Origin of the sequence: Embleya hyalina (assembly GCF_003967355.1) — a bacterium.
GTDB lineage: Bacteria > Actinomycetota > Actinomycetes > Streptomycetales > Streptomycetaceae > Embleya > Embleya hyalina.
In genome coordinates this window covers 120,953-144,448 of the sequence record NZ_BIFH01000027.1, presented here as the reverse complement: position 1 = coordinate 144,448, position 23,496 = coordinate 120,953, and the positions used below count along the sequence as shown (strand labels likewise).

At 71.4% G+C, this 23,496-nt stretch carries 19 protein-coding genes, 1 tRNA gene and 1 pseudogene; 13 read left to right on the top strand and 8 right to left on the bottom strand.

Going from position 1 to position 23,496, the window contains the following annotated elements; genetic code table 11:
• Positions 1-62 precede the first annotated feature (62 nt).
• From pknB to EMA17_RS29685, 6 genes and pseudogenes are all read right to left on the bottom strand, one after another.
• Positions 63-1,964 carry a Stk1 family PASTA domain-containing Ser/Thr kinase gene (pknB, locus tag EMA17_RS29710; protein ID WP_126640231.1) on the bottom strand — a complete coding sequence of 634 codons (1,902 nt, stop codon included), beginning with the start codon at positions 1,962-1,964 and terminating at the stop codon, positions 63-65.
• Between the two features lie 206 nt (positions 1,965-2,170).
• Positions 2,171-3,694 carry a peptidoglycan D,D-transpeptidase FtsI family protein gene (locus EMA17_RS29705; protein ID WP_126640230.1) on the bottom strand — a complete coding sequence of 508 codons (1,524 nt, stop codon included), beginning with the start codon at positions 3,692-3,694 and terminating at the stop codon, positions 2,171-2,173.
• A gap of 322 nt (positions 3,695-4,016) precedes the next feature.
• Positions 4,017-5,390: pseudogene (locus EMA17_RS29700) on the bottom strand (FtsW/RodA/SpoVE family cell cycle protein); the annotation flags it as partial.
• Between the two features lie 10 nt (positions 5,391-5,400).
• The gene (locus EMA17_RS29695) at positions 5,401-6,990 is read right to left on the bottom strand and encodes a PP2C family protein-serine/threonine phosphatase (protein ID WP_126640228.1); all 1,590 of its coding nucleotides are present in this window, start codon (positions 6,988-6,990) and stop codon (positions 5,401-5,403) included.
• A gap of 5 nt (positions 6,991-6,995) precedes the next feature.
• On the bottom strand, positions 6,996-7,535 hold the full coding sequence (locus EMA17_RS29690; RefSeq protein ID WP_078976335.1) for an FHA domain-containing protein FhaB/FipA: 540 nt from the start codon (positions 7,533-7,535) through the stop codon (positions 6,996-6,998).
• A 10-nt stretch (positions 7,536-7,545) separates the two neighbouring features.
• Positions 7,546-8,430: an FHA domain-containing protein gene (locus EMA17_RS29685; protein WP_126640227.1), complete on the bottom strand. Its 885-nt coding sequence runs from the start codon at positions 8,428-8,430 to the stop codon at positions 7,546-7,548.
• Positions 8,431-8,817: 387 nt separating this feature from the next.
• Here EMA17_RS29685 and EMA17_RS29680 point away from each other — a divergent pair.
• Positions 8,818-8,901, top strand: a tRNA-Leu gene (locus tag EMA17_RS29680).
• A gap of 99 nt (positions 8,902-9,000) precedes the next feature.
• On the top strand, positions 9,001-10,383 hold the full coding sequence (locus EMA17_RS29675; protein WP_126640226.1) for a DUF2252 domain-containing protein: 1,383 nt from the start codon (positions 9,001-9,003) through the stop codon (positions 10,381-10,383).
• Positions 10,384-10,761: 378 nt separating this feature from the next.
• Here the strand turns inward: EMA17_RS29675 and EMA17_RS29670 are convergent, their stop codons facing one another.
• Positions 10,762-11,349: a TetR/AcrR family transcriptional regulator gene (locus EMA17_RS29670; protein WP_078976338.1), complete on the bottom strand. Its 588-nt coding sequence runs from the start codon at positions 11,347-11,349 to the stop codon at positions 10,762-10,764.
• Positions 11,350-11,531: 182 nt separating this feature from the next.
• On the opposite strand from EMA17_RS29670, the gene EMA17_RS29665 reads away from it, so the two are divergent.
• Positions 11,532-12,338, top strand: a complete 807-nt coding sequence (locus tag EMA17_RS29665; RefSeq protein WP_126640225.1) for a hypothetical protein — start codon at positions 11,532-11,534, stop codon at positions 12,336-12,338.
• A 163-nt stretch (positions 12,339-12,501) separates the two neighbouring features.
• Positions 12,502-12,834: a rhodanese-like domain-containing protein gene (locus EMA17_RS29660; RefSeq protein ID WP_126640224.1), complete on the top strand. Its 333-nt coding sequence runs from the start codon at positions 12,502-12,504 to the stop codon at positions 12,832-12,834.
• Positions 12,835-12,877: 43 nt separating this feature from the next.
• Here the strand turns inward: EMA17_RS29660 and EMA17_RS29655 are convergent, their stop codons facing one another.
• On the bottom strand, positions 12,878-13,567 hold the full coding sequence (locus EMA17_RS29655) for a PaaI family thioesterase (protein ID WP_126640223.1): 690 nt from the start codon (positions 13,565-13,567) through the stop codon (positions 12,878-12,880).
• Between the two features lie 162 nt (positions 13,568-13,729).
• On the opposite strand from EMA17_RS29655, the gene EMA17_RS29650 reads away from it, so the two are divergent.
• The 9 genes from EMA17_RS29650 to EMA17_RS29610 all read left to right on the top strand — a co-directional run bounded on the left by EMA17_RS29650 (position 13,730) and on the right by EMA17_RS29610 (position 23,478).
• Positions 13,730-15,376: an AMP-binding protein gene (locus EMA17_RS29650; protein WP_126640222.1), complete on the top strand. Its 1,647-nt coding sequence runs from the start codon at positions 13,730-13,732 to the stop codon at positions 15,374-15,376.
• Between the two features lie 124 nt (positions 15,377-15,500).
• Entirely contained in the window at positions 15,501-16,325 is an 825-nt protein-coding gene (locus tag EMA17_RS29645) for a DUF5819 family protein (protein ID WP_126640221.1), read from the top strand.
• On the top strand, positions 16,312-17,607 hold the full coding sequence (locus tag EMA17_RS29640; RefSeq protein WP_126640220.1) for an HTTM domain-containing protein: 1,296 nt from the start codon (positions 16,312-16,314) through the stop codon (positions 17,605-17,607). The genes EMA17_RS29645 and EMA17_RS29640 overlap by 14 nt, the downstream gene beginning before the upstream one ends.
• 76 nt (positions 17,608-17,683) lie before the next feature.
• Positions 17,684-18,430: a TrmH family RNA methyltransferase gene (locus EMA17_RS29635; RefSeq protein WP_126640219.1), complete on the top strand. Its 747-nt coding sequence runs from the start codon at positions 17,684-17,686 to the stop codon at positions 18,428-18,430.
• Entirely contained in the window at positions 18,427-19,293 is an 867-nt protein-coding gene (locus EMA17_RS29630; protein ID WP_126640218.1) for an NTP transferase domain-containing protein, read from the top strand. The genes EMA17_RS29635 and EMA17_RS29630 overlap by 4 nt, the downstream gene beginning before the upstream one ends.
• A 23-nt stretch (positions 19,294-19,316) precedes the next feature.
• Positions 19,317-20,513: a molybdopterin molybdotransferase MoeA gene (locus EMA17_RS29625; RefSeq protein WP_307721569.1), complete on the top strand. Its 1,197-nt coding sequence runs from the start codon at positions 19,317-19,319 to the stop codon at positions 20,511-20,513.
• The gene (locus tag EMA17_RS29620) at positions 20,510-21,658 is read left to right on the top strand and encodes a potassium channel family protein (RefSeq protein ID WP_126640216.1); all 1,149 of its coding nucleotides are present in this window, start codon (positions 20,510-20,512) and stop codon (positions 21,656-21,658) included. Before EMA17_RS29625 ends, EMA17_RS29620 begins: the two co-directional genes overlap by 4 nt.
• A 9-nt stretch (positions 21,659-21,667) precedes the next feature.
• Positions 21,668-22,648, top strand: coding sequence for an NAD(P)H-quinone oxidoreductase (locus EMA17_RS29615; protein ID WP_126640215.1), 981 nt, complete (start codon positions 21,668-21,670; stop codon positions 22,646-22,648).
• Between the two features lie 116 nt (positions 22,649-22,764).
• On the top strand, positions 22,765-23,478 hold the full coding sequence (locus tag EMA17_RS29610) for a hypothetical protein (protein WP_126640214.1): 714 nt from the start codon (positions 22,765-22,767) through the stop codon (positions 23,476-23,478).
• Positions 23,479-23,496 lie beyond the last annotated feature (18 nt).

The following is a 23,496-nucleotide window of genomic DNA, read 5'->3' as shown; positions in this document are numbered from 1 at the left end:
GGAAAAGGCCGAGGCCCCGGGAGCCTTGGCTCTCGGGGCCTCGATCCGGTGGTGCCTTCGGGTCAGTTCGGCCAGTTGCCGTGGCCGCCCCTCAGGTCGCCGCCCATCAGCGGGTTGGTGCCGCTGTTGCCGCCCTGGTTGTTGCCACCGGGCGGGGGCGGGCTGCTGGAGCCCGTGCTGCCGCCCGGGGTGCCCGTGGTCGGAGGGGCCGTGGTGGCCGGGGTCGGGCCCTTGGAGACGGTCAGGTTGATGGTGCCGCCCTCGTTGATCTTCGAGCCCGCGGTCTCGCTCTGCTTGAACACCTGGCCGGCCGGCTTCTCCGTCGTGTACTGGTCGGAGGACTTGGTGACCTTGAACCCGAGGTTCTCCAGCTTGGCCTTGGCGTCGTCGTAGCTGAGGCCGATCACCTGCGGCACCTGCACCTGCGTCTTGCCGGTGAAGATGTTGAGGGTGACCTTGTCGCCCTCGTTCAGCTCGGCACCCGCGTCGGGGCTGGTCGAGCAGACGGTGTCCCGGGTGCAGTTGGTCAGCGTCTGGCTGCGCACGGGGTCGGCCAGCAGACCGGCGTCCTTCAGCTTCTTGGTCGCCTCTTCCTCGGTGGCGCCCTTGAGACCCGTGGGGACGGTGGTCTTCTTCGGGCCGCCGAAGGCCCAGACCTGGATGGTGTCGCCCTTCTTGGCGCTCCCCCCGGCCGCCGGGGTCTGCTTGCAGATGGTGCCCTTGGCCCCGGAGGCGCCCTGGGGGCACTGCGCCGGGTCGTCGTTCATGTGGAGCTTGAACCCGGCGTTGTCCACCGCCTTGGTGGCTTCCTCCTGGGTCTTGCCGGTGAGGGTCGGCACACTGGCCGACTTGTCCTCGCCGTCGCCCATCAGGGTCTTGCCGATGAAGAAGGCGGCGACCAGGACCGCGATGCACGCCAGTGCCAGCAGGATCCAGGCGCCGCCCCGGGACTTCCTCGGCTCGTCCCGCCGGCGGTCGTTGTCGTCGAGTTCGTACTGCCCGGTGGCCGGGCCCTGACCGTGCGCCGGGATGACCTGGGTCGCCCCGCCCGCGGTCGGCGGCAGGTACTGCGTCGCCGGGTCGGCCCCCATCGGCGCGGCCATCACGCTCGGCGCGCCCACCGGCAGGCCGTGCAGCGCCCGCTCGATGTCGGCGCGCATCTCGTCGGCGCTCTGGTACCGGTTGTCCGGGTTCTTCGCCAGCGACTTGAGCACGATCGAGTCGATGGTCGGCGAGACCTCGGGGTCGAACGTGCTCGGCGGCAGCGGATCCTCGCGGACGTGCTGATAGGCCACCGCGACCGGGGAGTCGCCGATGAACGGCGGGCGTTCGGTCAGCAGCTCGTAGAGCAGGCAGCCGGTGGAGTACAGGTCGGTCCGGGCGTCCACGGTCTCGCCGCGGGCCTGCTCCGGGGACAGGTACTGCGCGGTGCCGATCACGGCCGCGGTCTGCGTCATGGTCATGCCGTTGTCGGCCATGGACCGCGCGATGCCGAAGTCCATCACCTTGACCGTGCCCTGCCGCGTCAGCATGACGTTGGCGGGCTTGATGTCGCGGTGGATGATCCCGTTGCGGTGGCTGTACTCCAGCGCCTGGAGCACGCCGGCGGTCATCTCCAGCGCCCGCTCCGGCAGCAGCCGGCGGCCGGAGTGCAACAGCTCGCGCAGCGTCGAGCCGTCCACGTACTCCATCACGATGTACGGGATCGAGATCCCGTCGATGTAGTCCTCGCCGGTGTCGTAGACCGCGACGATCGCCGGGTGGTTCAACGAGGCGGCCGACTGCGCCTCGCGGCGGAACCGGGCCTGGAACGTTGGGTCACGGGCGAGATCGGCGCGCAGTGTCTTGACCGCCACACTGCGTCCCAGACGAATGTCACGGCCCATGTACACCTCGGCCATGCCACCACGGCCGAGGACCGCGCCGATCTCGTACCGGTCGCCGAGGCGACGCGGCTCTTCCATAACTTCCAGCCCTTCCCTTACCGGTCCACGGCCTTCGGTCTTCGGCCGGCCGGTACCGCGGTGATTGCCCCAACGGTCCGGCACGTTCTCCGACACGGTACCGGTGCGGCGGCTCGGCGAGCCGTCACACCCGAGCCACGAGGGCACGTCGATATCTGATTGCAGTAGTGCTCGGAGTGACTATCGGGGTGATCGTGTGCCATGGCTCACTTCTTGACCACGGCTTCCATGATTGCCTTGGCGATGGGCCCGGCGAGGCCGCTGCCGCTGATCTCGTTGCGCTCGGCGTCGCTGTCCTCCACCACGACCGCTACGGCGACCTTCTTGCCGTCGGCACCCTTGGCGTAGGAGACGAACCAGGCGTAGGGGTTCTTGTTGTTGTTCTCGCCGTGCTGTGCGGTGCCGGTCTTGCCGCCGACGGTGACCCCGGGAATCTGGGCGCTCTTGCCGGTGCCGTTGTCCACCACGCCCTTCATCATGTCCTGGAGCATCTGTGCGACCTCGGGGGTGATGGCCTCACCGGCCACCTGCGGCTGGGTCTTCTCGAGCACCGAGAGGTTCTGCGCCCGCAACTCGTCGACGACGTAGGGCTTCATCACCTTGCCGTTGTTCGCGATGCCCGCGACGACCATGGCCATCTGCAGGGGCGTCGCGGCCACGCTGTCCTGGCCGATCGACGAGCGCATCAGCTGGCCCTGGTCCAATCCGGTGGGGAACACGCTCATCGCCGCCCGGCTCGGGATGTCCAGCGGGTTTTGGCTGCCCTTACCGAAGTTGTTGAAGCCGAAGGCGTCGGCCTGCGCCTTCACCTTCTCCTGGGTGACCTGCTGACCGACGCTGGCGAACACCGTGTTGCAGGACAGCTCCAGGGCCTTCTGGAGCGAAGCGCCCGCGCATTCCGCGGGGTGCGAGTCGGGCAGGAATTGGTTGGAGTTCGGGTAGAAGAGCTTGCCACCGCTCAGCGGGACGGTCGGCACGGTGTCGGGCTTGAACTGGCCCGTGGACAGCGCTGCCGCAGCGGTGATCAGCTTGAAGGTCGAGCCGGGGGCGTAGGTGTAGCGCAGCGCCCGGTTGTCCATCGGCATCTTCGGATCGAAGTTCGTGTCCGGAGTCTTGCGCTTCTTGTTCGTGTCCAGGGTGAGCCCGTCGTACGCCTTCGCGACCGCGTTGCGGTCGTTCTGGGCCAGCACGTTCGGGTCGTAGGACGGCGTGCTGACCATCGCCAGCACCTTGCCGGTGTCCGGGTCGATCGCGACCGCCGCGCCGGTCTTGTCCTTGAGGCCGTTGTACGCGGCCTCCTGCGCCTTGGCGTTGATCGTCAGCGCGACGTTGCCGCCCCGGGTGCCCTTGTTGGTCACCGTGTCCAGCACCTTGCGCACGAACAGCCGGCTGTCCTTGCCGCTGAGGATGTCGTCGTCGATGCTCTCCAGCAGGTTCTTGCCGACGAACGGCGAGATGAAGCCGGTGACCGGCGCGTACATCGGGCCGAACTCGTACTTGCGCAGGAACTCGTACTGCTTGTCGTCGGTCTTGACCGAGCTGGTGATCGGCTTGCCCTCGACGAGGAAGTCGCCGCGCGGGTGCGAGTACTTCTCGTAGATCGCCCGCTTGTTGTGGCTGTTGTTCGCGTAGTCGTCGGCCTTGACGACCTGGACCCAGTTGGCCCGCAGCATCAGTGCCGCGACCAGGATCAGACAGAAGACGGAGACCCGCCTCAACGGCTTGTTCACGGTGTTTCCCTCCCCTGGACGTGCGGTGCGGCGGTCACGGGTTCGGCCCGCCGGAGCCGCCCTGGCCCGGTGGGCCGAACGGGGCTCCGCCGCCGGGGTTCGGCGGGGGTACGAATGGTCTGGGCGGCGTCCCGGAGCCGCCCGGAGGCGGGCCGCCGGGGGCGCTCGGCACCCCGCCCGCCACGGTCAGCGCCTCGGGATCGGGAGCGGACGAACCGTCGGCGGGCGTCGCGCTCGGCTGCGGCGGGGTGGTGCCCCCGGCCGGGGTGCCGTCGCGGCCCGAGGCGTGCGAGCCACGCCGGGGAGCCACTTGCGCGCCCGGGTCGAAGGTCCCGGCGGGCGGCGCGGGTCGGCGGGCGGTGTCGCTGATCCGGATCAGGATCGCCACCAGCGCCCAGTTGGTGATCACGGACGAGCCGCCCTGGGCCAGGAAGGGCATCGTCATACCGGTCAGCGGGATCAGGCCGGTGACCCCGCCCGCGACCACGAAGACCTGGAGCGCGATGGTGACCGACAGGCCGGCGGCGAGCAGTTTGCCGAACGGGTCGCGCGCGGCCAGCGAGGTACGCAGACCACGCTCGATCAGCAGCGCGTACACCATGAAGATGGCCATCATCCCGGCCAGGCCCAACTCCTCGCCGACCGTGGTCAGGATGAAGTCGCTGCGTGCGGCGAAGCCGATCTCGGTCGGGTGCCCCTGGTTGAGGCCGGTGCCGAGCAGGCCGCCGGTCCCGTAGCCGAACAGGGCCTGGGCCAGCTGCTCGGACTGCACCGACCCGCTGCCGTTGTAGGCGGCCAGCGGATCCAGCCAGGCCGCCACGCGGTCGTGCACGTGCGGTTCGAGCGTGCCGACCACGACCGCGCCGCCGATGGCCATGAACAGACCGAACAGCAGCCAACTCGTGCGCTCGGTGGCCACGTAGAGCATGACCACGAACAGGCCGAAGAACAGCAGCGAGGTGCCGAGGTCGCGCTCGAACACCAGGATCAGGATGCTCAGCAGCCAGACCACCACGATCGGGCCCATGTCCCGACCGCGCGGGAAGTACAGCCCCATCACCTTGCGACTGGCCAGCGCGAGCGCGTCGCGCTTGGCCATCAGGTAACCCGCGAAGAAGATCGTCAGCACGATCTTGGTGAACTCGCCGGGCTGGAAGTTGAACGGGCCGAGCCGGATCCAGATCTTCGCGCCGTACATGTCGCCCGGGAACGGGATCGGCGACACGAGCAGGACCAGCGCGAGCGCCATGAACGTGTACGTGTAGCGCTGGAGCAGCCGGTGGTCCTTCAGGAGCACCACGATGCCCACGAACAGCCCGATGCCGATCGCCGAGTACATCAGCTGCGAACCGGCCGCCGCGGTGCCGTGCCTGCCGCCCAGGCCGATGCCCTTGACGATGTCCAGGTCGAGCCGATTGATGAACATCAGGCCCATGCCGTTGAGGAACGTGGCCAACGGCAGCAGCAGCGGGTCGGCGTACGGCGCGAATTTGCGGACCAGCAGGTGCGCGATACCCGCGAAGACGCCGAGGCCGAAGCCGTACTTGATCAGGCTGCCCATGGGCAGTGACCCGTCCCCCGCCAGTCCCACGTTGGCGTAGGCCAGCATCGGCACCAGGACCGCGAATCCGAGCATCATCAACTCGGTGTTGCGGCGATTCGGTGCGGCTTGGGGGGTGATCGTCGTGTTGCTCACGGCGTTCCCCTCAGTTCGTTCCGGCGGTTCCGGCCGGTCGCGGATAACACTGCTTGGCCAGCTCGGTCTCTTCGGCGCTCAGCCCCGCCGCGGGTGCCTCCGGTGTCGCCGCCGGTGGTGTCGTACTCGGTGGTGCCGAACTCGCCGGGGCACTCGGGCTCGTGGTCGTGCCGCCCTTGCCCCGACCGCCCGGCTCGGTGGGCGGCGCGGTCGAACTCCGGTTGCTGCGCGAGGCCGTGGTCGAGGTGTGCTTGGCGGCCGGCAGGTTGGTCTGCAGCGCCACCGGGAGACCCTGGACCTGCTGGGGGAACGCGTCCACGCTGCCCGCCGGCTGGGCGCCGGGGTTGCCGGGACTCTCGGTCTTCTTGGTGTCCTGCGCCGAGTACGACCTGCGACACACGTCGGCCTGCCGCTTGAGCCGGTCGATGGTGTGCCGTGCGTCGCTCAGGCTGGTCGCGTCGAGCGTGCTGTTGACCGCGTCCCGGTTGGGCTGGCCGATCAGGGACAGCTTCACCTCGTCGTAACTCTGGTACGTGCTGGCGAGGTTGATGCCCAGGATCTTCGAGTCGATGCCCCGGTAGATCGCTACGTGGTCTCCTTTGTCGGCCACGAAGTATTGCGTCTGGGTCCAGTAGTAGGCGCCGCCGAGCGCCGCCACCAGCACCGCGACGCCGCCCCAGATGGGCAGCGTCTTGCGCAGGGTGGACTTCGGCTTGGGCTTGCGCCGGCTGCCCGGCTCGGAGACCAGGGCCTCGGTCTCGTACTCGCCGGCGGTCAACTCCCGGGCCCGGGAGGCCGGGGTGTTCGGCAGCGTCGTGGTGTCGTCCACCACGGCCGCGACCGCCCCCACCACGATCGGGCTGTCGGAGGGCTGGTCGGAGGGATCGACCACGTCCGCGACGATGCAGGTGATGTTGTCCGGGCCGCCGCCGCGCAGCGCGAGCTGGATCAGCTCCTGGACCGCGTCGTTCGGATTGCCGTAGGTGAGGAGGGTGGTCTCCATCGTCTCCCGGCTGACCACCCCCGACAGGCCGTCGCTGCAGATCAGGTACCGATCACCGGGCCGGGCCTCGCGCACCGACAGGTCCGGCTCGACGTGGCCGCGCCCGTCCAGCGCGCGCATCAGCAGCGAGCGCTGCGGATGGTGGTCGGCCTCCTCCTCGGTGATCCGACCCTCGTCGACCAGGCGCTGCACCCAGGTGTGGTCCTGGGTGATCTGCTCCAGGGCGCCGTCGCGCAGGAGGTAGGCGCGGGAGTCGCCGATGTGGGCGAGGCCGAGTCGGCTCCCCGTCCACAACAGCGCGGTCAACGTGGTCCCCATGCCCTCGAGCTGGGGATCGTCGTCGACCATCACACGCAGTCGGTCGTTGGCGCGATCGACCGCCGAACGCAGCGCGTCGAGCAGGTCGGCCCCGGGCACGTCCTCGTCGAGTTCGACGATGGTGGACAGGACTTCGGAGCTGGCGACTTCGCCCGCTGCCTGCCCGCCCATGCCGTCGGCGACCGCGAGCAGGCGAGGACCGGCATACCCGGAGTCCTCGTTGCCTTCTCGGATCATGCCCTTGTGGGATCCGGCGGCGAAGCGGAGAGAGAGGCTCATTCAGGCTACCTGCGCAGCTCGATAACGGTCTTGCCGATGCGGATCGGCGCACCGAGCGGCACGGGGGTCGGACCGGTCAGGCGCGTACGGTCCAGGTAGGTACCGTTCGTCGACCCGAGGTCTTCGACCACCCAGCTGCCGTCGGGCGCAGGGTAGATGCGGGCGTGCCGACTCGACGCGTAGTCGTCGTCCAGCACGATGGTCGAGTCGTGTGCCCGGCCGATGGTGATCTGCTGATCCGTCAGATTTATCGTCGTGCCGGTCAGCGAGCCTTCGGTGATCACCAGCTTGCTCGGGCTGTTGTTGCGTTGGCCGCGGCGGGGCCGGGCCTGCTGCCGCTGCGGAGGCGGGGCCGGCTGCGCCTGCGGAGGCGGAGTGGCACCTCCTCCGGCTGCGGCCGGCGCGGCGGTTCTGCGCCGCGTGGGTCGTTGAGTCACGCGTGTGCCGAAGAGGTCGCTACGGATCACCTGTACGGCGACGATCACGAACAACCACAGCACAGCGAGGAAACCCAACCGCATAACGGTGAGGGTCAGCTCAGACATGCGCCCGTTGTCACCCCTCGGCTTGGCGGAACACGACAGTGGTGCTGCCGAGCACGATGCGCGATCCGTCCCGCAGGCCGGCACGTTGGCAGTGCTGGCCGTCGACGACGATCCCATTGGTCGAACCGAGGTCCGTGATCGACGCCGGGGCGCCTACGCGGATCTCGGCGTGGTGCCGCGAAACGCTCGGATCGTCGACGCGAACTTCCACATCGGTGCTGCGGCCCAACTTCACGACCGGGGCGGTGAGCTCGTGACGCACCCCGTTGACCTCCAGCCAGGTACGCAGCCGTGGTGCCGGCGGCGGAGTCTGACCGTAGCCGGCCTGCTCTCCCGGCTGTGGCCGGGGCGGCGTTCCCGGGGTCCCGGGCGGGCCGAAGGGAGGCGGTGCGGGCACCCCGGGCGGGGGTGGCCCGCCGGGTCGACCGTATCCATAACCCTGCGGTGGCTGCTCGGGTTGCGGCCCCCCGCCCGGGAAGGGCGATGCCTGCGGGGGCTGCTGCTGATCCAGATGGGACTGGCTGCCCGCGAGTGCCTGACTGCGCACCCGGTACAGACCGGTGTCCAGATCGTCGGCATGTTCGAAGTGGACCTCGACGGGGCCGATGAACGAGTAGCGCTGCTGTTGCGCGTAGTCGCGCACCACGGTCGCCAGCTCACCGCCGAGTTGCTGCACGTACGGGCTCAGGCGCTCATAGTCGTGTTGTCCGAGCTCGACGACGAAGTCGTTCGGGACCATGGTGCGGTCTCGGTTCCAGATCGTCGCGTTGTTGTCGCACTCGCGCTTGAGCGCGCTGGCGATCTCGACGGGCTGGACATCCGACTTGAACGCCTTGGCGAAGGCGCCGTTGACCAGGCCCTCGAGCCGTTGCTCGAACTTCTTCAGGGGACCCACGGGCACCTCCTTCCGTACGCGATCGGCCGGTCCGGTCCTACAGTCTGCTCACTGATCGTATCCACGCGTGGGAAACGGGCGCGGTTCCCTACCGTGGCCACTGTAAGGAGTGTTGGCTTTCACAGGGATTCCTACACCCTGTCGACCCCTCGGTGGCTCGCTTGCAGTAGTTGTGCCGCGACCGTGTGCGTGGACCGGGTCGAAGCCCGTTCACCGTACGGTGCAGGGCAAGCATGCCGGAGAGGCGGGGGTCGTGGGGATCCCGGTACGGAAAGATGAACCGTTGGTTGCTCTGGGTGGCCATACGGGTGCTCATGGTGTGAGCCATGGGGGCCGCGGGTAAGGATTCGTAATGGGCCTCGGGCCCGTGCTAATCTTTGATTGCTCGCGCGGGTGGCGGAATAGGCAGACGCGCTGGATTCAGGTTCCAGTGCCCGAAAGGGCGTGGGGGTTCAACTCCCCCCTCGCGCACCGAGCAAAGGCCCCAGGTCATCGACCTGGGGCCTTTTCGTATGCCGGGCCGTGTGTCTGCATGGCCGGTCGTGGGCTGCGTCCGGGGAGGATCGGTACATGTCGGGGACTTCGATGGGGCGGGAATTCATCGTTCCGGGTTTTCGGGACAGGTCGGATGTCGCGTCCAAGGCGCTGGGCAAGGGCCTGCGCGAGCGGGTGTCGCGGTCCGCGCACGCGGCGTTCGAGCCGGCGGTGGATCGGCCGGACGTGGTGGAGAGCGTCGAGCGCTCCAACGCCGGGCGGCTCGAACACCTGGTGCCGTTGCGGATCGGGCGGATGGCGGCCTCGCCGTTCGCGTTCCTGCGCGGGGCGGCCGGCCTGATGGCGGCGGATCTGGCGGCGGAGCCGGTGACGGGGCTGACCGCACAGATCTGCGGTGACGCGCACGCGGCGAACTTCGGGGTGTTCGGCACGGCCGAGGGTCGGCTCGTGATGGACCTCAACGACTTCGACGAGACCGTGCAGGGACCGTGGGAGTGGGACCTCAAGCGGCTGGTGGCCTCGCTCGTGGTGGCGGGTCGGGTCGGTGGGCTGGACGCGGACGCGTGCCACGCGGCCGCCTACGACGCCGCCGCGTCCTATCGCAAGACGATGGCGCTGCTCGCCGGGATGCCCGTGCTCCAGGCCTGGAACGCGATCGCCGACGACTCGCTGGTGGCGCACGCGGACGCGGACGAGTTGTCCGGGCTGCTGGCGCAGGTCACCGCGAAAGCGCGGCGCAACACCAGCGCGCGGTTCGCGGCCAAGTCGACCGCGCGGCGCTCCGACGGCACCTGGCACTTCGTCCCCGATCCGCCGGTGCTCACCGCGGTGGACGACGACCTCGCCCGCGCGGTGGCGGGCGGCCTGGAGAGCTACGTGGACACCCTCTCCACCGAGCGGCGGCCGCTGTTGGCCCGGTTCGCGGTCGAGGACGTGGCGTTCCGGGTGGTCGGTACCGGCAGCGTCGGCACCCGGGCCTATGTGGTGCTGCTCCTGGGCAACGGCGACGAGCCGCTGGTGCTGCAGGTGAAGGAGGCCCGTCCGTCGGCGCTGGCGCCGTATCTGCCGCCCACCCGGGTCGAGCACGAGGGGCGTCGGGTGGTGGTCGGGCAGAAGTGGATGCAGGCCGGCACCGACGCGCTGCTCGGCTGGACCTCGATCGACGGGCGCGACTTCATGGTGCGGCGGTTCCGCAATATGAAGGGCAGCATCGACGCGACGCTGCTGGCCGCGCACGAGATAGACGACTACGCGCGGATGACCGGCGCGCTGCTGGCCCGGGCGCACAGCCACTCGGTGGACCCGCAGGTGTTGGCCGGCTACTGCGGGAAGAACGACCGGCTGGAGGACGCGTTCGCGCGGTTCGCGGTGCGGTACGCGGATCGCACGGAGGCCGACCACGAGCAGCTGCTCGCCGCCGTGCGGTCGGGACGGCTGCCGGCCGAGACCGGGGTCTGACTCGGGGGTCGGGGGCTGCCCGGGCCGATTGCCTCGTCGCGACGGGACGACCGCCGGCCCGACCGGGGTGAAGCACGGGGCGCGGGACGGCTCGGGGGCGATTCCCTCGTGCGCGTTGCCGCGCACGAGGGCTTCGTGTCGTGGACCGGGCCGGCGGGGTGTTCCGGCGCGGTCGCCGATCCCGGTCGCGCCTTCGGGGCGGCGGGGGACGGGGTGTGCGGGCGGCGGGGGCATGGGGTGTGCCGGCCGCCGCGTGTGCGGGGTGCCCGGGGGAGGGCGGGCCCCGACCGTGCCTTCCTTCGAGGAGAGCGCGCCGGAAGGACGGCACGTTCGTGGGCATGCCGGATGAAGGGTGGACCCTTCATCCGGCCGTGCGCACTATGACTGCTTCATCGACGCGATGGACGCTCGCGTGAACTCGATGAGGTGCTTGCGCCGGTTCGCCCGGGCCTCCTCGGACTCCGAGTCGGCCCCGAGCAGTACCCGCGACATCTGCGGCATCGTCTGCTGCCAGGCGGCGACGCCGATGAGCGAGTAGAGCAGCTGGGCGACGTCGGGCGAGGGCTTCACGCCGAGGTGATCGGCGAACTCCTGAAGTTTCGCGGCGTAGCTCGTGACTCGCCGCTCCTCGTCCGGGACCGGGTCGTGCCCGTAGTACAACGCCTCCCACACCAGCAGCCGGAGCAATTCCGGGCGGGCGCAGTAGAAGTCGTACACCTGGGCGATGTACTCGGCCGGGTCGTCGTTGGGCATCGTGACGACCGTGTTGAGCTCCTGGAGCGACTCCGTCAGCACGTGCTGGAAGAGCTGCTCCTTGTTGCCGAAGTACGCGTAGATGCGCTCCTTGTTCACCCCGGCGCGCAGGGCGATGCGGTCGACGCGGGCGCCGGCGATGCCGTGCTCGGCGAACTCCGCGCGGGCGGCGTCGAGAAGTTTGGCTCGGGTGCGTGCGGTGTCGGGCGGCATGGCTGGATCTTATCCCCTCTAGCCAACTGCTTTGTTGGATCGACTGGCCAGGGACGGCCTGACCATGCTGCCCTACCACATAGGCTGCTGGGGGGTGTTGCGAGTGATTTGATCTTCAAAGTCCGGCAGACGCGCCCGCCGGCCGGTGTCGCGCGGGAACAGAACAGCACACAAGGGACGTGATGGACGAGGTCAGCGCGCCGACCCCCTGGTCGGACCCCGAAATCGCCGAGTTGGAGCGACAGGTCGCCGCCGAGGAGACCGCGTTGCTCGACGACGAAGTGGATGTGACGACCCTTCAGGTCGAGCTGGACAACCTGGCGATCGTGCATCACCGCCGGCTCGGTCCGCTCTACGAGCGGCTGGACGAGTTGGACGCCTTGATCGCGGAGGCGATCGCGGCGCACACCGGCGATCCCGCCGATATCCGGCGCGCGGTCGAATTGCGTGGTGTGGTCACGGACATGCCGGACTTGGACTCGCTTTTGGGTGCCCTCGACGGGGCGCCCGGCGCGGAGGGCGGTTCGGCCGAGGAATCGATGCCGGTGCCGGAGGTGCACCGGGTCAGCCCCGGTGCCGAGGCGCGCAAGCTGTTTCGCGAGCTGGCCCGCCGGGCGCACCCGGACCTGGTCCAGGACGCGGAGGAGAAGCAGCGCCGGGGTGCCTTCATCGCCCGGGTGAACGCCGCGTACGCGCGCGGCGACGTGACCGAGCTGCTGGCGCTGGGTACGGAATGGGCCACGTCCCCGGAGGGCGCGAGCGGTCCGGGCACCGAGGGCCGGGGGCAGTGGTTGCGCAGCCGGCTGGCCTGGCTCACCCATCGCCGCACCGAGCTGGCCGGGCTGCGCGAGGAGCTGATGGCGGGTGCGATGGGGCAACTGCTCCAGCTCGCCCCCCAGGACCCGGACGGCCTGCTCGAACATCTGGCCGACCAGCTCCTGCACGACATCGCGGAGAAGGAGAAGGTGCTCGGCACGCTGGTGCCGTGATCGGCCGCGTGGCCGGTGCCCGGGCCGTCCCCGCCCGCGCGTGTGTCGGGGGCGACGAGCGGGTGGTTCGCCCGTTCGGGGCACCCGTGCGCGGCGCCGATGACCGACAATGTGCGATGAGCGCGGCCGGACGGGTTCCGGACGCCTGACCTCCGGAGATCCGATGCACCTGTCGCCCCCGCCGGCCGTGGCCGCCGCCGCGGTTCCCGACGACGCCTTCGTACTGGACGTACGGGAGGCGCACGAGTGGGACGCCGGTCACGTGGCCGGCGCCCGGCACATCCCGATGAACACGCTGATCGACCGGATCGACGAGGTGCCGCACGACACCCGGGTGTACGTGATGTGCCGGGTGGGCGGCAGGTCCGCGCAGGTCACCCACTATCTGGGCCAACAGGGCTGGGACGCGATCAACGTGGACGGCGGGATGCTCGCCTGGGAGGCCGCGGGGCGGCCGATGGTGAGCGAGACCGAGGCGGCTCCGGCGGTGGTCTGAGGCCCGCCGCGCCGCCCCCTTTGCTCGGGACCGTCGTGCGGGCTCAGGGCCGCCGTTCCGCGATGAACACCGCGGTCGCCTCGGCGGTCACCTCCCCGTCGGCGCGGATCTCACCGGTCGCGAAGCTCTTGCGTCCTTCGCGGCCGGTCCAGCGCCCGGTCAGCTCCAGCGGTACGTCGTAGGGCGTCGCCCGGCGGTAGCGGATGTCGAGGCCGGCGGTCAGCCCGGGCGCCCCGGCCGCGGCCGCGGCCACCCCGAGGAGCTGGTCCAGGATCACCGCCACGATGCCGCCGTGCGCGCGGGCGGGCGGGCCGCCGTGTGCCGCGGTCAGCGTGCATCGGGCGTGGATCTCCACCGACGCGGGCTCCGCCGTCGGGTCGGGCCTGGGGGTGGGCTCGGCGAACACCAGCCGGGGCGCCTGTGGGTTGAGCCGTCCCGAGCCCATCTGGGTCAGGTGCTCCAGCCGGCCGTCCGGGTACCGGATCAGCGAGACCGCCTGCGGACGGCGGGCCGCGCCGAGCAGCGCGGTCAGCTCGGCGATCCGCCCGGCCGCGTCCGCGCGTACCGCCGCGTCCACGTCGGTCCACACCACCGCCTCGACCAGATCCCGCACCCGGTCCGCGAGGTCGAGCGCCTCCGGGGTCACGCTCTCCGGCCCGGGCAGGGTGCCGGCCATCAGTTCGGCGAGGGCGGTGGCCGAGGCCGGCGGCAGCGGCCTGGTGTTCGAGTTCATGCCCGTCCCTTCGTGACACTTTGCTGGAACCTGCCGAGAATGCCCATCCTCCGCGACGCGGTTCTTGATCTTGCCAAGAATGCGGGCCAAGAATATGACGGTGCATCAGATCTAACGGTCTATCAGATCCGGCGCGGCCGGATCGCGGTGAGGGAGTGCGGCATGGTGACGATCGCGGAACTCGTACATCGCCAATGGGGCGACGAACGGACCGGACTGCACTTCGAGGACCTGACCTGGACGCACGACCGGATCGCCCGCGACGCCGCCGCCCGGGCCGCGCTGCTCGCCGACCTGCTGCCGCGCGGGGTCGAGCCGCACGTGGGGGTCCTGCTCGACAACGTGCCCGAATTCCCGCTCTGGTTGTCCGCCGCGGCCGTGGCGGGCGCCACCCTCGTGGGAGTGAACTCGACGCGCCGCGGCGCGGAACTGGCCCGCGACATCACCCACGCCGAGTGCGCCGTCCTGGTCACCGAGCGGGCGCACCTGCCGCTGCTCGACGGATTGGACCTGGGCATCCCGGCGGAGCGGATCCTGGTGGTCGACGACCCCGGCTACGCCGAGCTGCTGCGGCCGTACGCGGACGCCGCGCTGCCCACCTCGACCGTCGAGCCGTCGGATCGGCTGCTGATCGTGTTCACCTCCGGCTCCACCGGCGCGCCCAAGGGCGTGATCTGTTCGCAGGGCCGGTTGGCCGGCGCGGGCACCGCGCTGACCGCGCAGTTCGGCTTCGGCCCAAACGACGTCAACTACGTGTGCATGCCGATGTTCCACGGCAACGCGCTGATGGCGAACTGGGCGCCGGCGCTGCGCGCGGGTGGCGCGGTCGCGTTGCGCCGCCGGTTCTCCGCGTCGGCGTTCCTGCCGGACATCCGCCGCTACGGCGCGTCCTACTTCACCTACGTCGGGCGCGCGATCTCGTATCTGCTGGCCACCCCCGAGCGACCCGACGACCGGGACAACCCGCTGCGGGCCGGGTTCGGCACCGAGGCGGGCGCGGTGGACATGGCGCGCTTCGAGGCGCGCTTCGGATGCCCGCTGACCGAGGGGTACGGCTCCTCGGAGGGCGGGATGAGCGTCAACCGGCGGCCCGGGACGCCCCCGGGCGCGGTCGGGCCGTGTCCGGAGCACGCCGCGGTGCTGGATCCGGCGACCGGCGAGGAGTGCGCGCGGGCCGAGTTCGACGCGGCGGGTCGGCTGGTCAACGGGGACGCCGCGATCGGCGAGCTGGTCAACACCGGGCGCAGCGGGTTCGAGGGCTACTGGCGCAACGAGCAGGCGTCGGCGGCCCGGTCCCGGGATGGCCGCTACTGGACGGGCGACCACTTCTACCGGGACGCGGCCGGCTATCTCTACTTCGCCGCGCGGGCGGACGACAAGCTGCGGGTGGACGGGGAGAACCTCGCGGTGGCCACGATCGAGGGCATCCTCGCCCGGCACGCGCCGTTCGAGGTGGTGGTCGTGTACGGGGTGCCGGACCCGGTGACCGGGGACCTGGTGATGGCGGCGGCGCAGGTGCGCGAAGGGGCCGCCTTCGACCCCGAGGAGTTCGCCGCGTTCATCGCCGAACAGCCGGACCTGGGCACCAAGATGGCGCCGACGTTCGTGCGGGTGGTGGACACGGTGCCGACCACCGCGACCAACAAGGTGCACAAGGTCGGACTGCGCCGCGAGGGATTCCGGACGGCGGGCGAGGTGTGGTGGCGTCCCGGGCGCGAGGGGGCGTACCGCCCGCTCGACGACGCCGGGCGGGAAGAGCTGATCGGACGCTACCGCGCGCACGACCGGGAGCATGTGCTGGACCTGTGAGTCGAGGTCGCGGAACCCGTGGGGAACGGGTGGTCGGCGGTGGTTTCGGTACGCCCCGCCGACCGGACCCGGTAGCGTGCCGGGCGCACGGGTCCGGATCGGACCCATCGACCACGGGAGAGGCATGCAGTCGCCTGACGACGCGGTGCCCGGGCAACCGGTGGATCGGTCGAAGCCGGAAGTCGAGTCCGGGGCGGCGGCGGTGGGCACCGCGACCGGCGGACCGACGACGGATTCGGGTCCGGCACCCGGCACACCATCGCCCGCCGTCCGCATCCCGGAACAGGCGGGGGAGCGTTCCCCCGTCGACGTGCCGACCGACACGGCGGTGCCCGCCGAGGAGCGCCGGTCGATCGCGGTGCGCTCGGTCACGGCGGTGTTCGCCGTCCTCGCGATCCTGGTGACCCTCGTACACGTCTTCTTCGTGTTCCTGCACGTGGCGCCGAGCAACGCGCTGACCAAGGAGTACCAGAAGGAGACCGGAACCTGGGTCTACCCCTACTTCGAGCAGAACTGGGCGCTGTTCGCGCCCAATCCGATGTCGGAGAACTTCCGCGTGCAGGCACAGTCGCGGGTGCGCGGTCCGGACGGCGGGGTCGTCGAGTCGGACTGGTCCGACCTGACCCTGGACGACCTGAACCACATCCGGGGAAATCCGTATCCGAGCAAGGCCGACCAGAACATGATCCGGCGCGCCTGGTCCAGCTACTCCGACAGCCACGACGCCAAGGACGAGTCGGCGATCGGCAGTCGCGGCCCGCTGACCCAGCGCTACCTGCGCCGGATCGTGGTGCACCGGTTCCAGGACGCGGGCCTGAACCGCTCGCTGGAGTCCATCCGGATCCGGGTCGCGACCACGGCGATCGGCAAGCCCGACGCGAGCCCCGCGCCGACGACCTCGTACCGCACGCTCGGTTGGTGGGAGACGAAGCCCGATGACTTCCGGTGAGGCGCAGTCGCCCGGCGCGGCGAGCCCGTTCCGCCGCGTGGAGGACGCCGTCGGCCGCGCGCTGGTCGGGGCCTTGGACGCGATCAGTACGCGCACCTTCGCGGTGCACCAGGCGGCGCTGCTGCGGATCGGCTACGGCCTGGTGTTCCTGGTCAGCCTGCTCCGCGAGTACCTCAACCGCCGGGAGATCTGGGGTGATCGGTCGGCCTGGTCGCCGGACATGGCCCGGGAGTTGCTGAACGGCATCGAGGGCGTGAGCCTGCTGCTCGAAAGCGACTCGCGCTGGTGGTTCGAGGGCGTCTACCTGGCCGCCATCGTGGTCAGCGCGCTGTTCGTGCTCGGCTGGCACACCCGGGCGACGAGCATCCTGTTCGCCGTCATGGTGGTGTCCTTCAACAGCCGCTCCATCCTGATGACCGACGGCGGCGACACCGTCCTGCTGCTGATGTCGATCTACCTCGCCTTCGCCGCCTGCGGACGGGTGTGGTCGCTCGACGCCCGCCGGGCCCGCCGCACCGGGGTGCGCCCCGGTACCGGTCCCGGGCACGAGGTCGGGGTGCTCGTCGGGCTGATCGCCATGGTCGTGCTGGGCACCACCTGCCGGGGCGACTCGTGGGCCGTGCACCCCGAGTTCTCCTTCGCGTTCGTGTGCCGATGGATCTGGCTCCCCGGGATCCTCGTCGTCTTCGGCGCGCTGTGGCGACTGCCGCGCGAGGTGGAGCAGGTACGGGCCGGCCTGGTCACCGCGATCCACAACTGCGCGCTGTTCGTGATCGCCGCCGAGGTGTGCTTCATCTACGGCGCGGCCGGCCTCTACAAGGTGCAGGGCTCGTACTGGCAGGACGGCACGGCGATGCACTACGTGCTGAACCTGGAGTACTTCGCGCCGTGGCCCGGAGTCAGCCACACGCTCGCCGCGAACACCGAGATGGGCGTGCTGATTTCCTACCTCACGGTGTTCATCCAGGTCGGCTTCGTCTTCATGCTGTTCGCGAAGCGGGTCAAGTACGTCGCGATCGTGATCCTGCTCGGCATGCACTTCGGCATCGCCGTCCTGCTCGGCCTGCCCGCGTTCTCCGCGTCGATGTCGGTGGGCGACGCGCTGTTCCTGCCCACCGCGTTCCTGATCTGGACCCGCTCGCGGGTGATCGGGCGGCTCACGGCCCGGTTGCGCCGCGGGCCCGCCGCGCCGGCGCGGGCGCCGGCCGATCCCCGGCCGCCGGCCGTGCCGCCCGCGTCCGACGGGCCGGCGGGGTTGTCGCCGACCGCGAGTCGGGCCTGACCGAGGCAGCCGCGCCCCGCCCCGATCCGCGCCACGCCGGTCGGGGCGGGGGCGAGTCGCGTTCTAGGCTGCTGCCATGGACCCCCACGACGTCGATGCCCGGGTGCGCCGGCTGGCCGCGACGCCCGGGACGGTGCTGCTCGACGGCTTCCACGCGGTCAAGCACGCACTGCGGTTCGGCGCGGAGGTTTCCCTGGTGGTGACCACGGATCGGGCCGCGGTCCGCGCGCTCGCCGACGAACTCGCGGCCGACGTGGGCGAACACCTGGACGAGACGGCGATCGAGGTGCCGGAACCCCTGCTGCGCGAACTGGTCCCGCGCGGCAGTCCCACCGGGGTGCTCGCGTTCGCCCGGCGTCCCGAACCGGCGCCTTCGGGCGAGCGCACCGCGCCCGTGGTGCTCCTGGAGAACCCGCGCAACCTGGGCAACGTCGGGGCGGTGATCCGGCTGGCCGCCGGATTCGGCGCCGCCGCCGTGCTGACCACCGGCGACCTCGACCCGTGGCATCCGCACGTGATCCGGGGCAGCGCGGGGCTGCACTTCGCCACCGAGGTCGCCCGGGTCGGTCTCGACGAACTGCCCGACGGGCCGCTGTTCGTGCTCGACCCCGAGGGCGACGACCTGCGGGCGACCGGGATCCCCGACGACGCGGTCCTCGCCTTCGGCACCGAACGACACGGCGTCTCCGCGGTGTTGCGCGGGCGGGCCGACCGACGTGTGGCCATCCCGATGCGGCCGAAGGTCTCCAGCTACAACCTGGCCACCAGTGTCGGGATGACCCTCTTCCGCTGGTCCTGCACCTCCGCGAACGCGCCGGCATGAGCGGCCACGACGCCATCGTGCTCGCCGGCGGCGCGGCCCGGCGGCTGGCCGGCGCGGACAAGCCGGGCCTGCTCGTGGCCGGTGTCCCGCTGCTCGACCGGGTGCTCGCCGCGGCGGCCGGCGCCGAGCGCACCATCGTGGTGGGCCCGCGCCGACCGACCCGCCGCGAGGTGGTGTGGGTGCGCGAGGACCCGCCCGGCGGCGGCCCGGTGGCCGCGCTCGCCGCCGCGCTGCCCGCCGTGCGGGCCGACACGGTCGTCCTGCTCGCGGCCGATCTGCCGTTCCTGTCGGCCGCGTTGCTCGACCGCCTGGTGGCCGCGCTGGGCCCCGACCGGGAGCCGGACGCGCCGGCCGGCGTGGTCGCGGTGGACGCCGACGGGCGCGACCAGTACCTGCTCGCCGCCTACCGCACCGCCGAGCTTCGCGCCGCGCTGGCCGGCCTGGGCGAGCCCGCCGGGGCGGCGCTGCGCCGGGTGGTCGGCCCGCTGGCGACGCGCCGGATCCAGGCCGGTCCCGACGCCGCCTTCGACTGCGACACCTGGGCGGATGTGCGCGACGCGCGAGCACGGTCGGGGAGGATGGACACAGCCCCGAAGAGGAGAGACATGACTGGCCTGGACGAGTGGACCGAAGCGGTCAAGCAGGAACTGGGCATCGAGTTGGACGTGGACATCGCGGCGCTGCTCGACATGACCCGGGTGGCGGCGCACAACGTGCAGCGACCCGCCGCGCCGCTCACCTCCTTCCTGGTCGGTTACGCCGCGGCCATGCGCGGCGGCGGCGCCGACGCGGTGGCCGAGGCGTTGCGGCAGGCGCGCGAACTCGCCGAGCGCCGGGGCCCCGACGCCGAACCGGACGCCTGATGGTCCCTCGGGAGAGCCGGACCGTGCCGCGCCCCGAACCGCATGCGCCGGTGCCGTCGGCGCTCGGCTGGCCGGAGGCCCGGGCCACCGCCCGCGCGGCCGGGCGACCGCTGCCCGCGGTCTCGCGCACCCTGCACCACGCGCGCGATCACGTGCTGGCCCGGCCCATCGTCGCGCTCACCGATCTGCCCTCCTTCGACACCTCCGCCATGGACGGCTGGGCGGTCGCCGGTCCCGGGCCGTGGCGGGTGCGCGGCCGGTTGCTCGCGGGCGACTCGGGCGGCGAGATCGGGGTGATGCGCGACGGGGACGCGGTGGAGATCGCCACCGGCGCGCGGGTGCCGCACGGGGCCACCGCCGTGCTGCGCAGCGAGCAGAGCCGGGTCGAGGGCCGCACGCTCTTCGCCGACGCGCACATCCAGCAGGGCACCGACATCCGCGCGTGCGGGCAGGAGTGCCGACGCGGCGACGAACTGCTGCCGGCGGGTACCACGGTCACCCCCGGGGTGACCGGCCTGGCCGCCGCGTCGGGCTACGACGAACTGGTCGTGGTGGACCGGCCGCGGGTGGAACTGCTGGTGCTCGGCGACGAGTTGCTGGACTCCGGGCTGCCTCGGGAGGGTCGGATCCGGGACGCGCTGGGCCCGCTGATCACGCCGTGGTTGCGCACCCTGGGCGCCGATCTGCTGCGGGTGCGCCGGGTCGGGGACAACCCGGACACGCTGCGCGCCCACGTGAGCGGGTCGCGGGCCGACGTGGTGATCACCACCGGCGGTACCGCCGACGGTCCGCGCGACCACGTGCACAGGCTGCTCGCCGAGCTGGCCGCGGACGTCCTCGTGGACGGTGTCGCGGTCCGCCCCGGGCATCCGATGTTGCTCGCCCACCTGCCCGGTGAACGCCCCGGCGCCGGGCGGTATCTGGTCGGCCTGCCGGGCAATCCGCTGGCGGCGGTCGCCGGCATGCTCACCCTCGCGGTGCCGCTGCTGCGCCGGTTGTCCGGGCGCCCCGAACCGCGCCCGCGCCGGATCCGGGCCGGCGCCGACATCGCCGGCCACCCGCACGACACCCGCCTGGTGCCGATGCGCGGGGACCGGCCGCTGGCCTTCGCCGGACCGGCGATGTTGCGCGGACTCGCGGTCGCCGACCGGATCGCGGTGGTCCCGCCGGGCGGGGTGCGCGTGGGCGATCCGGTCGAGGTGCTGGCGGCGCCCCGGTGAGGACGGTGCGTGTTCCCGACGACCGACCGGCCGATCGGCGCGGGCCGCGCGGCGCGCTGACCCGGCCGCTGCCGACGCTGCGCAAGCGACCCGAGGGACCGGCGGGCCTGGCCGGTCAGGCGGGCGCGACCGTACACATCCCCAAGGACCGACCCGGGCCGCTGATGCAGGTGTTGCGCCGATTCGGGATGGCGCTGCTGGTGTTGACGTTGACGATCCTGGTCGTCTACGTCGACCGCGACGGCTATCGCGACACGGTGGACGAGCACGTCTCGCTGCTCGACGCGGTCTACTACGCGACGGTCACCCTCTCCACCACCGGCTACGGCGACATCACCCCCGCGAGCGACAGCGCCCGGCTGGTGAACGTGGTGCTGATCACCCCGCTGCGGGTGCTCTTCCTGATCATCCTGGTCGGCACCACCCTCGAGGTGCTCACCGAGCGCACCCGGGAGCAGTTGCGGCTCAACCGTTGGAGGTCCACGTTGCGCGACCACACCGTCCTGGTCGGCTACGGCACGACGGGGTACAGCGCGGTACACACGCTGATGGCACAGGGCGTCTCGCGCGAGAACATCGTCGTGGTCGACTCCGACCCCGAGGCGGTCGCCGAGGCGAGCGACGACGACGGGCTCGTGGTGGTCTCCGGCGACGCGACCCGGGCGGAGGTGCTGCGCCGGGCCGAGGTCGAGCGGGCGCGGAACATCATCGTGTCGGTCAACCGGGACGACACCGCGGCCCTGGTCACGCTCACCGCACGGCAGTTGAACCGGCGCGCGTGGATCGTGGTCGCCGTGCGCGAGGACGAGAACGCGCCGCTGATCCGGCAGAGCGGCGCCGATTCGGTGGTCACCACCGCCAGCGCCGCGGGCCGGCTGCTCGGGGTCTCCATGCTCAGCCCGAACGTGGGCGAGGTGATGGAGGACCTGATGCACTACGGCGAGGGCATGGACCTGGTCGAGCGGCCGCTCGAGAAGCACGAGACGGGCAGGTCGCCGGGCGAGTGCGGCGATCTGGTGGTGGCCGTGGTGCGCGGACACCGCACGCTGCGGCACGACGATCCGGAGGCGGCGGTGCTCGGCGCGGGTGACCGACTCGTGGTGATCAAGACCCATAAGCCCCGCCCCAAGCCGGGTGACTCATAGGCTGGAGGCATGTACGCCATCACGATTGCCGAGCCGGGCGGACCCGAGGTACTGACCTGGGGCGAGGTCCCGGACGAGAAACCCGAACCCGGCGAGGTTCTGGTGGAGGTGGCCGCCACGGCGGTCAATCGGGCCGACCTGATGCAGCGACAGGGGTTCTACCGGCCGCCGCCGGGCGCCTCCGAATATCCCGGTCTGGAGGCGTCGGGCCGGATCGTCGAGGTGGGTGCGGGCGTGTCCGGCTGGGCCGTCGGTGACGAGGTCTGCGCGCTGCTCGCGGGCGGCGGCTACGCCGAGCGGGTGCGGGTGCCCACCGGCCAACTGCTCCCGGTACCGGAGGGGGTGGACCTGATCTCGGCGGCGGCGCTGCCCGAGGTGGTCTGTACGGTCTGGTCGAACGTGTTCATGGTGGCCCACCTGCGCAAGGGCGAGAACTTCCTGGCGCACGGCGGATCCAGTGGCATCGGCACGATGGCGATCCAACTGGCCAAGGTGGCCGGTGCGCGGATCCTGACCACCGCCGGATCGGCCGCCAAGCTGGAGCGCTGCCGCGAGTTGGGCGCCGACGTGACCATCGACTACCGCGACGAGGATTTCGTGGCCCGGGTCGCGGAGGCCACCGACGGAGCGGGGGTCGACGTGATCCTGGACAACATGGGCGCGAAGTACCTCGACCGCAACGTGGACGCGCTCGCGGTGAACGGGCGACTCGTGGTGATCGGGCTCCAGGGCGGCACCCGGGGCGAGTTGGACCTCAACAAGTTGCTGATGAAGCGGGCCGCGGTGGCCGCGACCTCGCTGCGGGCCCGGCCGGTCGCGGAGAAGTCGGCGATCGTGGCGGCGGTGCGCGAGCACGTGTGGCCGCTGGTGGCGGCCGGGCGGGTCGTGCCGATCGTGGACCGGGTGATGCCGGTGGCCGAGGCGGCCGACGCGCACCGCGTGCTCGAGGAGAGCGGACACATCGGCAAGGTCGTGTTGCGGGTGCGCTGACGGGAGCTTGCGGGGGTGGGCCGACCTGCCGCCGGACGAATGAAAATCGGATGACCGGATCGATGCGGCGTATGTCGCTGGATGGGTCTTTTGTCGATTTTCCTTAATCTGACGACATGCCTACCCCCGGCGGCTTCGCGCGTCGACTGGCTGCCGGGTGTGTGTTCGCGGCGGTCCACGTCCTCCCCGGTTTCGGCGTGCTCGCGAGCGCGGCGCCCGTACCCCCGCCCGCCCCGGTCGACGGGTCGGCGTCGGCGGGGGAACGGGCCGCCGACGACGCGGGATCGACCGCGGGCCCACGCGGTCGTGCGCCCGCCGCACCGGGGTTGCGGCCCGATCCGCCGGTGCCGCCGCGGGAACAGGTGGTGCCCACCACGCCGGCCGAACCCGCGCCGATCACCGACGCGCCCACCCGACAGCAGTGGGACCGGCTGCTCGACCGGCTGGCCCGACACGGTGCCCGACCGGTGACCGACGAGTCGGGGCAGGCGGTGCTCGACGTCGAGCGGGAACTCCTGCTCACCGGGGGGACCGAGGGTCTGGACGCGCTCCGATCCTGGGGGGCGGAGATCACCGAGGACGATCGACCCGGGGTGTACGCCGTGCGCTCCGGCGGGCGAGTCGTCGCGCGGTATCTGGTGGAGACCGGGCCGAACACCTCGACCGACGCCTCCGCTCCTGCCACCCCTCCGGCCTTCGATGCGCCGCCCACCCTGCCCAGAACCGGCCCATCCGTTGTGAATTTGACTCTGATCGCCCTCGGAGGAGCCGGTATCGTCTGCGCCGGTGGACTGCTCGTCCGGTGTTCCCCTGCGCCGCGACGACGCTGAGCGGCGGGACGGGCGTCG